10 protein-coding genes are annotated in these 12,451 nt (G+C 75.1%); 8 read left to right on the top strand and 2 right to left on the bottom strand.

What is annotated here, in order from left to right; genetic code table 11:
- The 8 genes from E2C05_RS22425 to E2C05_RS22390 all read left to right on the top strand — a co-directional run.
- Nucleotides 1-1,014, top strand: a 1,014-nt coding sequence (locus E2C05_RS22425) for a type II secretion system protein GspD (RefSeq protein WP_133221875.1), incomplete at its 5' end; no start/stop codon positions are given.
- Entirely contained in the window at nt 1,001-1,786 is a 786-nt protein-coding gene (locus E2C05_RS33270; protein ID WP_158292303.1) for a hypothetical protein, read from the top strand. The genes E2C05_RS22425 and E2C05_RS33270, both read left to right, overlap by 14 nt.
- Before the next feature lie 553 nt (nt 1,787-2,339).
- Complete coding sequence (locus E2C05_RS22415) at nt 2,340-3,695, top strand: cytochrome P450 (protein WP_158292302.1); 1,356 nt, start codon at nt 2,340-2,342, stop codon at nt 3,693-3,695.
- On the top strand, nt 3,692-4,276 hold the full coding sequence (locus tag E2C05_RS22410) for a hypothetical protein (RefSeq protein ID WP_205082973.1): 585 nt from the start codon (nt 3,692-3,694) through the stop codon (nt 4,274-4,276). Before E2C05_RS22415 ends, E2C05_RS22410 begins: the two co-directional genes overlap by 4 nt.
- Nucleotides 4,273-5,331 carry an efflux RND transporter periplasmic adaptor subunit gene (locus E2C05_RS22405; protein ID WP_133221872.1) on the top strand — a complete coding sequence of 353 codons (1,059 nt, stop codon included), beginning with the start codon at nt 4,273-4,275 and terminating at the stop codon, nt 5,329-5,331. The genes E2C05_RS22410 and E2C05_RS22405 overlap by 4 nt, the downstream gene beginning before the upstream one ends.
- Nucleotides 5,328-6,515 carry an FtsX-like permease family protein gene (locus E2C05_RS22400; protein WP_133221871.1) on the top strand — a complete coding sequence of 396 codons (1,188 nt, stop codon included), beginning with the start codon at nt 5,328-5,330 and terminating at the stop codon, nt 6,513-6,515. The genes E2C05_RS22405 and E2C05_RS22400 overlap by 4 nt, the downstream gene beginning before the upstream one ends.
- Nucleotides 6,512-7,204 carry an ABC transporter ATP-binding protein gene (locus E2C05_RS22395; RefSeq protein WP_133221870.1) on the top strand — a complete coding sequence of 231 codons (693 nt, stop codon included), beginning with the start codon at nt 6,512-6,514 and terminating at the stop codon, nt 7,202-7,204. Before E2C05_RS22400 ends, E2C05_RS22395 begins: the two co-directional genes overlap by 4 nt.
- Complete coding sequence (locus E2C05_RS22390) at nt 7,201-8,004, top strand: 2-oxo acid dehydrogenase subunit E2 (RefSeq protein WP_133221869.1); 804 nt, start codon at nt 7,201-7,203, stop codon at nt 8,002-8,004. The genes E2C05_RS22395 and E2C05_RS22390 overlap by 4 nt, the downstream gene beginning before the upstream one ends.
- A 114-nt stretch (nt 8,005-8,118) precedes the next feature.
- Here the strand turns inward: E2C05_RS22390 and E2C05_RS22385 are convergent, their stop codons facing one another.
- Together E2C05_RS22385 and E2C05_RS33265 are read right to left on the bottom strand one after the other, a co-directional pair.
- Nucleotides 8,119-11,880 (bottom strand): cadherin-like domain-containing protein, encoded by a 3,762-nt coding sequence (locus E2C05_RS22385; RefSeq protein ID WP_133221868.1) that lies wholly within the window; start codon nt 11,878-11,880, stop codon nt 8,119-8,121.
- Between the two features lie 386 nt (nt 11,881-12,266).
- Nucleotides 12,267-12,451 (bottom strand): hypothetical protein (locus E2C05_RS33265; protein ID WP_158292301.1); only part of this gene is annotated, 185 nt, incomplete at its 5' end.

Raw genomic sequence — 12,451 nt, 5'->3', positions numbered from 1 at the left:
GCCGGCTCGCTCGGCCTGCCGCCGGAGACGAGCGCGCCCCCCGGCCTGCCGCCGAGCGGACCCGGCGGCGGCTACGCCCCCGGCGGCCCCGAAGGCCTGCCGCCGGCCCCGGTGCGGGTGGTGGCGGACGAGCAGCAGAACGCGCTGATCGTCTATGCCAGCGGCAATGACTGGCGGGTGGTGGAGCGGGCGATCATGCTGCTCGACCAGCCGCCGAGCCAGGTGGCGATCGACGCCATGATCGCCGAGGTGACGCTGAACGACGAGCTGGACTACGGCCTGTCCTGGTTCTTCCGGTCGGGCAATTTCGCCTTCAGCTCGATACCGGACGCGAGCGGCGTGGCGAACCCGCTCTTCCCCGGCTTCAACACCCTGTTCACCGGCGGCGTCGATGCGCGGGTGGTGCTGCGGGCGCTGTCCAACATCACCCAGGTGCGCGTCCTCTCCTCGCCGCAGGTGATGGTGCTGGCGAACCAGACGGCGCGGCTGCGGGTCGGCGATTCGGTGCCCATCGTCACGCAGCAGGCGGTCGGCGGCGGCATCACCGACAGCCGCGTGGTCAATTCCGTGCAGCTGCGCGACACCGGCGTCTCGCTGGATGTCACGCCGCGGGTCAATGCCTCGGGCGGCGTCCTGCTGGAGGTGGACCAGGACGTCTCCGACGCCGTCCGCACCACGACCAGCGGCATCGACAGCCCGACCATCCAGCAGCGCCGGCTGCGCAGCATCGTCACCGTGCCGAACGGCCAGACCGTGGCGCTGGGCGGGCTGATCCGGGAAAGCACCACGCGCAGCCGCAGCGGCCTGCCCTTCGTGCAGGACATCCCGGTGGTGCGGGAGCTGCTGGGCGTCACCAGCCGCGCGCAGCGGCGGACGGAGCTGCTGGTGCTGCTGACGCCGCGCGTGGTGCAGACCGGCGACGAGCTGCGCCGGGTGACCGAGGAGCTGCGGCAGCGCATGCAGTGGATGCAGCCGCGGGACGCTGCGCCGCGCCGCGCCGATGCCGGCCCCTGAGCGGCGGCTGCGCCGGCGCGGCGCCGCTCTCGTCCTGGCGCTCTGGCTGGCCCTGCTGCTGGGCGTCGCCGGCATCGCGGTGGTGCGGCTGGCCGCGACGGGCGCCGGCGAGGCGCGGGTGGAGGTGGACCTGGCCGCGGCGCGCGCCGCGGCGGAGGGCGGGGTCTGGGCGGCGGCGCACCAGCTGGCGGCCATGGGGCGGGAGCAGCGGCCGCCCCTGCATGGCCTCGACCTGCGGATCGGTGCCGCGATGGTGGCGGTGCGGGCCGAGGACGAGGATGGCCGCCCCGACCTGAATGCGGCGCCGGAGCCGCTGCTGGCCGCGCTGTTCCGGCTGGCCGGGCTGCCCGCCGAAGCGGCGACGGACAGCGCCCTGCGGCTGGTCGCGTGGCGGGAGGCGAGCGAGCCGGGCGGCCAGCGGCACCGGCTGCGGCTGGTGTCGGAGCTGGATGCGGTTCCGGGCGTGCCGCCCGGCCTGGCGGAGGCGGTGCGCGACCTGGCCACCACGCATACCGGCCGCGCCGCGCCGGCGCCCGAGGCGGCCCCGGCGGCGCTGCGCGACCTACTGGCGCCGCAGGGCGCGCCCATGCGCCCGGGCCTGCGGACGCCGCAGCGCGCCGGAACGGCCAGCAGTGGTCGCCGCCAGGTCTGGCGCATCCTGGCGGAGGCGCGCCAGGGCGCCGTGACGGCGAGGATCGCCGCCGTGCTGGACCTGACGCCGGGGGACGGCATGCCGGGGCGGGTGCTCGAATGGCAGGCCTTCGCGCGCTGAGGCGGGCGGGGCCTGGCCATCCTGGCCTTCGCGGCGCGGAGCATGGATCCGTGCGGCCTCCGATCGCCTGGGCGGATCGCGGAGCGGCGGGCGCGCCGCGGCGCCTCGTCCCGCCCGGCCACGGGGCGGCGCATCGGGGGCAGCCTTCGGGTCCGGCTGCGGGCCGCCGGGGACGCCATCCGGCCGCGATGGCGGCTGCGTCGGCCGGCTCATGCCGCCGCGCCCGCCCGCCGTTTGCCTCGCGCGGATCACCACGCCTGCAGCCGTGCAAGCCGCGGGCTCAGGTCGCTGCGCTTCGGGGCGCGGGCGGTCCGCGCGCGCCGGCTTTCGCCGGCAGGCGGGATGGCGGCGGCACGCAGGGCGCAGTTCCCGTACGGATCCCGGGCGCCGGACGCCGGCGCGGTTAGCGGACGGGAAAGCAGGATGCGGCAGACCGAAGGCTGGGCCGGTCCGCGCATGGGCTGCCGAGCGGGCCGGCGCCCGCCGGCGGCTTTCCGGCGACGATACGATGTTTCTATGCCCGCGACGGGAGTTTTGGCATTTTGCATCCCCGATGACCCGCGCCCGCGCCCTTGCCGATGCCGCGCTGCCCGACCTGCCGGTGCTGCCGGGCGGCGGCGTGCTGGGGCATCTGCGCGCCATGGCGGCCGCGCCGCACAGCTTCCCGGCGACGGCGCTGCAGGCGCATGACGGCATCGTCGCGCTGCGGCTCGGGCCGCGCCGCATCGCGGCGATCGGCCGCCCGGACCTGGCGCGGGAGGTGCTGGTGACGCGCGCGGACCGCTATCCGCGCGGCCGCATCAACCGCAACCTCGGCGCCGTCATCGGCGACGGCCTGCTGGCGACCGAGGGCGATCTCTGGCGCGCCCGGCGGCGGCGCATGCAGCCTTCCTTCCGCGCCGACCGCCTCGGCCCCGTCGCCGCGGCCACGGAAGCGGCGGTGGCGGCGACGACGCGCCGCTGGACGGATGGCGCGCCGATCGATGCGGGCCGCGAAGCCCAGCGCATCGCCATGCGCGTCATCGGCCGCGTGCTGCTTTCGATCGACATTGCGGACGGGCAGGGCGGCGCCTTCGCCGATGCGGTGCAGGCCTGCCTGGCGCAGCTCATGCGCCGCAACTGGTCGCTGGTGCGCTGGCCGCTCTGGGTGCCGGTGCCGGTCAATCGCGCCGTCAACGCCACGCGGCGGACGCTGGAGGAATTCCTCGGCATCGAGCTCGACCGCCGGCTGGCCGGGGCGCCACAGCCGGACGACCTGCTGGCCGCGCTGATCCGCGGCCGGCCGGAAGACCCGCCGCTGCCGCGCGCCGCCCTGCTGAACGAACTCAAGACGCTGTTCGCCGCCGGCTTCGAGACGACGGCGACCGCGCTGACCTGGCTGCTGCATCTGCTGGCGCGCCACCCGGCGGTGGCCGAAGCGCTGCGGGAGGAAGCGGCGCCGGTGCTGGGCGGCCGCGCGCCGCTGCCGGGCGACCTGCCGCGCCTGCCGCTGGCCGCGGCGGTGGTGGAGGAGGCGATGCGCCTCTACCCGCCGGTCTACAACATGGGCCGCGACTGCGCGGCGGAGGACGCGCTGGGCGGCTACCGCATCCCGCGCGGCACGACGGTGCTGGTTTCCATCTTCGGCATCCATCGCAACCCCGCGCTGTGGGACGCGCCGGAGGAATTCCGGCCCGGGCGGTTCCTCGGCGCCGGGGCCGCGGCGCGGCGCAACCTGCTGCCCTATGCCTGGGGGCGGCACCAGTGCATCGGCAACCACTTCGCCGATCTCGAACTGGTCGTCGCGCTGCTGCACATCGTCCAGCGCGTCCGGCTGGACCCGCTGGAGACGGCGCCGGTCGGCCTGCGCGGCCGCACCACGCTGGTGCCCGACCGCCCCATCCGGCTGCGGCCGGTGCCGCAGCGATGAGGATCGTGCCGATCCCGCCCGCGGGCGCCGAGATCCTCGACGCTGCCGATCCCGAAGCCGTCGCGGCCTATGAGCGGGCCTTCTACAATGCCTTCGCCGCCATCCGCCCCGCCGGCCTGCTGCGGCATCTCTGGGTCTGGGACGATGCCGCCGGCCGCATCGCGGCGCCGATCCCCTATGCGGACCAGGTGGTCTACGTGCTGCGCGACGCCGCCGGGCAGGTGCGGCGCGCCCTGGCGGTGAACCTGGCGCTGCGGCAGGTGCAGGCGGCCCGCTTCGGCTTCGTCCTGCCGGAGGAGCCGGGCATCGTCGAGATGCTGACCTTCTTCGCCGATGGGGCGCACGACCTGCGCGGCGCGCTGCGCTTCCGGCAGGACTGCTATGCGGACCTGCGGGCGCGCGGCCGGCGCTTCGGCTACGGCACCGCGCGCCGCCGGCCGCTGCCCGCCTATGGCCGCTTCGGGACCGAGGTGCTGGAGGAGCGGTGGCTGGAGGGCGAGGCGCGCTACCTGCTGCGCTTCGACTTCACGCAGATCAGGTCCCGGCCGCGCCGGATCGCGCCCGGCGCCGCCGGCGGATGACCGCCGCGCCGCGACGGCCGCGCTGGCCCCTGCTGCTGGCGCTGGCCGGGCTGGCCGGGCTTGCGGCGCTGCTGCTGCCGATCGCCGACAGCCCGGCCCCGGCCGCCCGCCCGGCGGCCCTGGCGGGGCCGGAGATGCTGGTCGCCCGCGGCCGGATCGAGCCGGAGGGACGCGTCGTCGCGCTGCACGGCCCGTTCCGCAGCGTGCTCGGCCAGGTGCTGGTGGAGGAAGGGCAGGCGGTGGCCGCCGGCCAGGTGGTCGCGCTGCTCGACACCCATGCCGTCGCGCAGGCCCAGGCGGAGGCGGCGCGCGCCCGGCTGGCCCTGGCCCTGGCCGAGGAGGCGCAGGTGGCGGCGTCCGCCAAGCCCGCGCTGATCCAGGCGCAGCGCGCCCTGGTCCGCGCGCGGGAGGCGGAGCTGACGCTGGCCCGCCGCGAGCACGCCCGCATCGAGACGCTGCGCGCCACCAGCATCGCCGCCCTGGCAACGCTGGAGCAGCGGCAGGCGGAGATGGACCGCGCCGATGCCGCGCTGCGCCAGGCGGAGGCCGAATTGCGCGCGCTGAGCGAGGTGCGGGAGGAGGATCGCCGCGCCGCCGCAGCCCGCGTCGCCGTGCAGCGCGCCGCGCTGGCCGAGGCCGAGGCGGAGCTGGCCCGCACCGCCATCCGCGCGCCCTTCGCCGGCACGGTGCTGGCGCTGCTGCGCCGCGGCGGCGAGATGATCGGCGACGAGGGAATCCTGCAGCTCGCCACGCTCGACCGGCTGGTGGTGGTGGCCGAGGTGGAGGAGGCCGAGGCGCCGCTGGTCGCGCCGGGGCAGGCGGCGCGCATCGGCGGCCGCGTGCTGGCCGCGCCGGTGGAGGGGCGGGTGGAGCTGGTCGGCCGGCTGGTGATGCGGCAGCGCCGCACCAGTTCCGACGTGCTGGTCGGCCGTGACGCCCGCATCGTGGAGGTGACCGTGCGCCCGCTGGGCCCCCTGCCGCCGGTGGTGGGGGCGGAGGTCGAGGTGCGCCTGCCGCTGGGACCGGCGCCGACCCGGGCCACGGTCCGGCCGTGAGGCCGGCGCTGCGCTTCGCCGCGCTGCTGGCCTTCCGCCAGCTGCGGCACCGCGCCCTGGCGTCCGGCGCCGCGCTGGCCGGCGTGGCGGTGGCGGTGATGCTGATGCTGGTGCAGGTCGCCTTCCGCAACGGGCTGTACGACAGCGCGCTCGCGCTGCCGCGGGCGCTGGCCGCCGACATCGTCCTGGTCAGCCCCGGCTACCGCGCCCTGACCTTCTCGCCGCCCTGGCTGCCGCGCGCGGCGCTGCGCGACGCCGCCGGCATGCCGGGGGTGGCGGAGACCGCCGCGCTCTATGCCTATAGCGGCCAGGTGCGCAGCCGGGAGACCGGCGGCAACCTCTCCGTCTGGCTGCTCGGCCTCGACCCCGCGTCGCGCGTGCTGGACCTGCCGGAGGTGGCGGCGGCGCAGCGCCTGCTCTCGGTGCCCGACAGCGCGCTGCTCGACCGGCTGTCGCGGCAGGAATTCCGCGCGGTGCTGGCGCGCTTCGCCGCCGAGGGCCTCGCCCGGCTGCCGCTCTACACGCCGGCTGCCGACCTGGCGCCCGTGCTGCAGGTGCGCGGGCTCTTCGCGCTCGGCCCGTCCTTCACCATCGACGGCACGCTGCTGGTCAGCGACCTGACGCTGCATGCCGCGCTCGGCGTGCCGCTGGACCGCGTCTCGATCGGCCTGGTGCGGCTCCGTCCGGGGGCGGATGCCGGACTGGTCGCGGCGGCGCTGGCCGCGCGGGTGGAGGGGCGGGCGCGGGTGCTGACGCGCGATGCCTTCCTGGCGGAGGAGCGCGGCTTCTACGCCCGCCGCACGCCGATCGGGCTGATCTTCAACACCGGCCTGCTGGTCGGCGTCGCGGTCGGCGTGGTGTTCATCCTGCAGGTGCTCAACGGCCTGGTGGATGCCAACCTGCCGGAATATGCCGTGCTGCTGGCGCAGGGCTACCGCCCGGCCTTCCTGGCGGCGGTGGTGGCGCAGGCGGCGGTGGCGGTGGCGCTGCTGACCTATCCGCTCGCCCTCGGCCTGGCCCTGCTGGTGACGCGGGTCGCCGCGACGGCGACGCGCCTGCCGCTCGGCCTCCATGGCGCGGACATGGCGGCGGTGCTGGCGCTCAGCCTCGGCATGGCGGCGGCGGCGGCGGGGCTGGCGGCGCTGCGGCTGCGGCGCGCCGATCCGCTGGAACTCTTCGCGTGAGCCGGGCCGTCGCGGCGCTGCGCGGCGTCGGCCATGGCTTCGGCAGCGGGCCGCGCCGCCGCACCGTGCTGCGCGGCATCGACCTCGACCTGCGGGCGGGGGAGTTCGTCGCGCTCACCGGCCCCTCCGGCTCGGGCAAGACCACGCTGCTGACCCTGCTCGGCGCGCTGCGGGTGCCGGAGGCGGGCCGGGTGTGCCTGCTGGGGCAGGACATGGCGGGGCTGGATGCGGCCGGGCTGGCGGCGCTGCGGCGGCGGATCGGCTTCGTCTTCCAGCGCCACCACCTGCTGCGATCGCTGTCCGTGCTGGAGAATGTCGAGGCCGCGCTGCACGCCCTGCCCGGGGCGGAGCCGCGGCGCGACCGCGCGGCGGCGCTGGCGATGCTGGAGGCCGTGGGGCTGGGCGGCCGCGGCGCCGAGCCGACGGCCCGGCTTTCGGGCGGCGAGCAGCAGCGCGTCGCGGTGGCGCGCGCGCTGGTGCGCCGGCCGGCGCTGGTGCTGGCGGACGAGCCGACCGCGTCGCTCGATGGCGGCACCGGCCGCGCGGTGGTGGCGCTGCTGGCCGACCTAGCCCGCAGCCAGGGCTGCGCGGTGGTGATGGGCACGCATGACGAACGCTGCCTCGACCTGGTGACGAGGCGCCTGCACATGGAGGACGGGATGCTGCGGCAGACGGAGCAAGCGGCATGACGGCGGCGCCGGACTTCACCGAACGGCCCTGGCCGCCGCTCCGCGACCTCATCCTCGGCATGCTGTCGCTGCACCGGCCGATGACCTTCCACGGCATGATCGAGGCCGATGTCACCCGCATCCTCGAGATCCTGGAGCGCCGGCGGCGGGCGACGCGGCAGCCCGTCTCCCTGCATGCCGTGCTGATCGACGCGGTCGCGGTGGCGGCGGCGCAGCATCCGGAGGTGCTGACCTTCCGCCATGGCGGCAGGCTGGTGACCTTCCGCGACGCCGATGTGGCGACGGTGGTGGACCGCCGCCAGCCGGACGGCACGCGGCTGCCGATGGGGCTGACCGTGCGCGCCGCCCAGGGCAAGGGCGTGGCGGCCATCCATGACGAGCTGCGCGCGGCGCTGAAGGGCGACCTGACGCGGACCGAGGAGGTGCAGCGGCGGCGGCGCCTGCTGAAATTGCCGAAGCCGCTGCGCGCGCTGGTGCTGCGGCGCATCGCCGCCGACCCGCATCTGCTGCGGCGGGTGCAGGGCACCATCGGGCTGACCAGCCTGCAGCGCCCCGGCCTGGGCTTCGCCATGGTGGCCTTCCCGCCCAACCCCTTCACCATGTCCATCGCGGTGGGCGGCATCGATGCCCGTCCGGCGGTGGCGGGCGGGGCGCCGCGGCGCATCCTCTCGCTGGGTGGCGCCATGGACCATGCGGTGATCGACGGCGCGGCGGTGGCGCGCTTCTGCGCCACGCTGCAGGCCCGGCTGGCGGAGGCGGAGGGGCTGCGCGCGCTTGCCGAGGATGCCCCGGCGGGTTGAGCGCCAGGCGGGCCCCGGCGCCCATGGGCGCTGGCCCGCGCCGCGGCCATCCCCGGCCGGCCCCGATGCCGGCCCCGACCCGACAGGCTTCGGGGCGGCGGCCGGGGGCGGCCCTCACGCCCAGGGGTCGAGCAGCGGCGCCACCGTCGCCGGCGCGGCGGCCGCCTGCGCGCCCTCCGCGATCACCAGGTCGTCGAAGCCGAAATTGTCGGCCGTCTTCGGGTTGCCGTCATCGGCCGAGACGGTCAGCCGCCGGGCATCCGCCAGCGTCGCGTCGAAGGCGACCGGCACGACGCGGCCGAGGATGCCGAGCTGTACCACCTGGGTGCCGAGGGGCTGGGTTCCCGCGGCATCGGCATAGGCCTTGATGGTCAGCGTCTGGAAGTCGCGCCACCCGGCGGCGAAATTCGCCGAGACGGGCGTGAAGGGCGTCGCCCGCCACAGCGCGAAGGGCGAGCCGGCGGGGCCTTCGCGCGATGCATTCTCCTCCCCGCCCAGCGCCTCGGTGACCACGAAGCTCCGCCTGCCGCTGGTCGGCGAATAGCCGATCGGACCCGAATAGGTCCGGTTGACGATCGCCGCATGATCCCATTGGAAGCCCTGGTAGCCGTCGAGGATCTCGCGCGGCTGTTCGGTGACGACCGGATAGTCCTCCGCATCCAGGGCGAAGCCATGGGCCGACGCGTCGTAGCGACCTTCCAGCTGCCGCAGCGCATCCACGGTGCGGTCGGCGAATTGCAGCCATTCGACGTCGCGCAGCACATCGGCCTGGCCGGTGGCGGCATGGGTCAGCCGGTAGGCGAAGCTGCCCAGCCGATCGATGGCATAGTCCGCGGCGCGGCCGCCGAACACCGCCAGGTCCTGGCCATGGCCGCCTTCCAGGCTGTCATCGCCGCCGCCGCCGGCCAGCGTATCGGCGCCGTCGCCGCCCAGCAGCGTATCCTGGCCGCCGCCGCCCTCCAGCCGGTCGGCGGCCCCGAAGCCGTAGAGCGCTTCCCCGGCCGCGCCGCCCAGCAGCGTATCGGCGTCCGCCGTGCCCTCCTGCAGCAGGTGCTGGCCGGTGACGTATCCGGCGACGCCGATGCTGGGATGGTCGGGATCGGTGTCGAGGAGCGTGGCGACGGCGCGGCCGTCCTTCGCTTCCACGATGTAGAGGGTGCCGGCCTGGCGTGCGAGCAGGTCGACCCGCCCGATGCCGGCGATGCCGGAGGAGGCGAGATCGACCGAGACGGGGCGGTCCACCGCGTCCCCCGCCCAGACGCTGACCAGCAGCTTCGTGCCTTCGGCATTGATGCGCGCCAGCGCATGCACGGGCTGCGTCGCCTCGTCCACCGGCCTGCCGTTCTCGTAGACGGGCATCTCATAGGCTGGCCGGATCTTCGAGTAGTAGTGCTGGAACGGCCCGGGCAGCAGGTGCCCGTCGAGGATGAAGTCGTCGAGCCAGGTGAAGGCCGCATGCACCTGCCCGAGGATGACGATCTGGTCGAGATAGTCGGGCGTGTCGGCGGTGGCGACGTCGCCCAGGTCGCGCTTCCAGATGTCGTTGTTGTAGTAGCCGGCATTGGCGCCGATCTGGCCGGTCAGGTACAGGAGCTTGAGGTAGCCGATCCAGCTTTCGTGCTGTCCCTCCGTCGCCACCGCATCCCACCAGCCGGAGGTGACGAAATTGTAGGCGAGCGGCTCACCGAGGCTGAACTGCTCGCCGACCGCGTTCAGCAGCTTGCGGACGATGTTCTGCTCGCCGACGCCGAAGCTGTTGTTGCTGTAGGTGTAGGATTCGGCGACCGGGATGGTGCCGAAGCGATGCAGGGTGATGGCCGGGTCATGGCCCCAGTCGGTCCAGGATCCATAGCGCCCGCGATCCTGCGCACCGCTGTTGATGTAGAAGAGGAATTCGCCGGTGTCCGGCACCGCGGCGAGCGTCGCGTCCAGCACCGCGCCATGCACCTTGGCGGCGACATCGGAGACGTATCTCCAGAGATCGTAGCGCAGCCAGGCATAGGGATCGACCGGCGCATCCGGGTGCACCAGGTAGTCGCGCTCGAGCGTCGCGCGGATGGTCGGGTCGCTGACGATGGTCCAGTAGTCGAAGCCGAGCACGCCCGGGCCCCATTCGCCCTGGTCGAGCACGAAGTCCACCTTGTGCCCGGCCGCCTTCAGCGCCGTGTCCACCGCGGCGACCTTGCTGGCCCAATACCGGACGATGGTATCGATCGCCCCCTGGGACAGGCTGTAGTTCCAGGCGGTATCGCCGTTCGGCTTGCCGTCCGGGCCATATCTGGGCATCCGCAGCTGCGCCTCCGCCGCCTGCACCTCGGCAGGCGGGGCGACATACTGGCCGTCGACATAGGTGCCGAAGTCGCGGTTCAGGTAGACGCGGATCCTGGCATCGGGGCTCTGGTGCAGATCCTCCAGCAGGCTGAGCCAGTTGCCGCTCGGCTTGCCGAGCGCGAGGGTCGGGCCGTCCCGCGAATCCGCGTCCAGCGCATAGCCCCAGACATCGACCAGCGCATGATGGCCGTCCGGCCCGGTGTCGTTGTACCCGAAGGTCGTCAGCGCCTCGAGCCTTGATCCTGCCCTGGCGATGGGCCGCAGGAGATGATCGGAGCGGAGATATTCGCCGGGTGTCAGGATCTCGTCCGGCAGGGCGTCGCGGCCAGGCGGCGCGGCGGCGGACTGCACCGTCACGGTGGCCCGCGCGGTGGCGCCGGCGGGGTCGGCCACGGTCACGCTGAAGCCGCCCGGGCCCGGCCTGTCCGGCGTGAACAGCACCGTCCCGTCGGCCAGCAGCCGCACCGCGCCGCCTTGCGCATCGCCCGCTGCCACCACGCGCAGCGCATCGCCATCGGCATCCCGGGCATGCGACAGGATATCCGCCGCCGACAGCCGCAGCGCGGTGCCCGCGCGCCCGGCCAGGGCGAAGCTGTCGAGCACCGGCGCGTCGTTCGCCGCGGCGATGTCGACGACCGCATGCGCCGTCGCGGTGCCGCCGCGGCCATCCGCCACGGTGAAGGCGAAGCCGCCGGCCGCCTTGCCGTTCAGGTCGGCGGTCGGGCGGAACAGCACGCTGCCATCGGCGACTAGGCTGACGCTGCCGCCCTTCGCCTCGGCCACCGAGACGATGCGCGGCGTCCCGGCCGTGGTCCAGCCCTGCAGCAGCGCATCGGGGCGGAGGCTGAGCGGCACGTCCTCGGTCGTCGACAGCGCCGCATCCGGCCCGGCCAGCCGGCCGGTCACGTCGATGCTGTGGAACACGCTGCGGATGCCGCCGGCGGCGTCGCGCACCTTGATGTTGAAGCCGGCGACGTCGTTCCCGGCTAGGCCGGGCGTCGGCGTGAAGCGCACCGCCCCGCCCGGCTGCAGCAGCGCCTTGCCGCCCACGACGCCCCAGATGCCGATGATGCCGAAGGCATCGCCCTCGATGTCGTAGGACCCAGCCAGCAATTCCGCCGCGCCGAGGCTGCGCGTGGTGCCGGCGGCGATGGCGAAGTCATGCGCCGCCAGGATGGGGGCATCGTTCACCGACCGCAGGTCGATCGCCGCGGTGGCGGTGCTGGTCTGCCCGGTGGCGTCGGCGACCGTGTAGGTGATGCTGGCGGCGGCCTTGCCGTTCAGGTCCTGCGCCGGGCGGAAGGCGATGCGCCCATCCGTGCCCAGCACGGCCGTGCCGCCGGTAACCGGGCCGAGGCCGGTGATGCGCAGCGCCGTGCCCTCCGGGTCGCGCCAGCCGCGCAGCAGCTCGGCCGCGGTGAAGCTGCGCGCCGTGTCCTCCGTCAGCGTGAAGGTCAATGGGCTGCCCAGCGGGGGCAGGTCGGCCGCCGCGGCGGCCGGGCTGGCACCCGGCAGGCGAACCCTGCCGGTCGGGGGGATGGGCATGGCGACCTCCCGGCCCGCCAACCTGCCGAGACGGCGGGTTGGCGGGCCGATCCTGACTGCCCCGGCCTGGAGGTTTCGACCGCGGCACCACCGTGGTTACTACCGCGGCGCGATTTGGCGGGATTCGGAGAAACACCGGGTTGCGGCGGGGTGGCTTGCCCCTGCCTGGGGCAGGAGAGGCAGGCTTTGGCCGCCGCGCCGGCTTGGGGATGGTCGCGCCCGGGTCCGAAGCAGGTTGCCGGGCGGCCATGGGCGCGGTCGGGGCCGGGCGATGCCGGTGCCCGGCGGCGACGCGCCGGCAGCGTGGCGGATCCGGCAGTCCTCCTGGTTGCGCGTCGGGGCGTCCCGGCGCCCGCGGGCGGGGCCGGGACGCCGGTGCCTCGCGCTTACTGCGCGCCGATGGTGACGACCTGCTGGTCGGCGAAGGACCCCTTGCCGGTGGCGGCGTTCAGGTTGTGGCCGCCGAGCACCTGGTTGCGGGCGCCGCGGCCGGCGGCGCCGCCCATGGTCAGCACCTGCTGCTGCGCGGTGCTGTCGCGCCCGGTGGCGGCGTTCAGGTTCATGCCGCCGA

Source organism: Paracraurococcus ruber, assembly GCF_004353985.1.
Lineage (GTDB): Bacteria > Pseudomonadota > Alphaproteobacteria > Acetobacterales > Acetobacteraceae > Paracraurococcus > Paracraurococcus ruber.
This window is presented reverse-complemented; position numbering and strand designations above follow the sequence as displayed.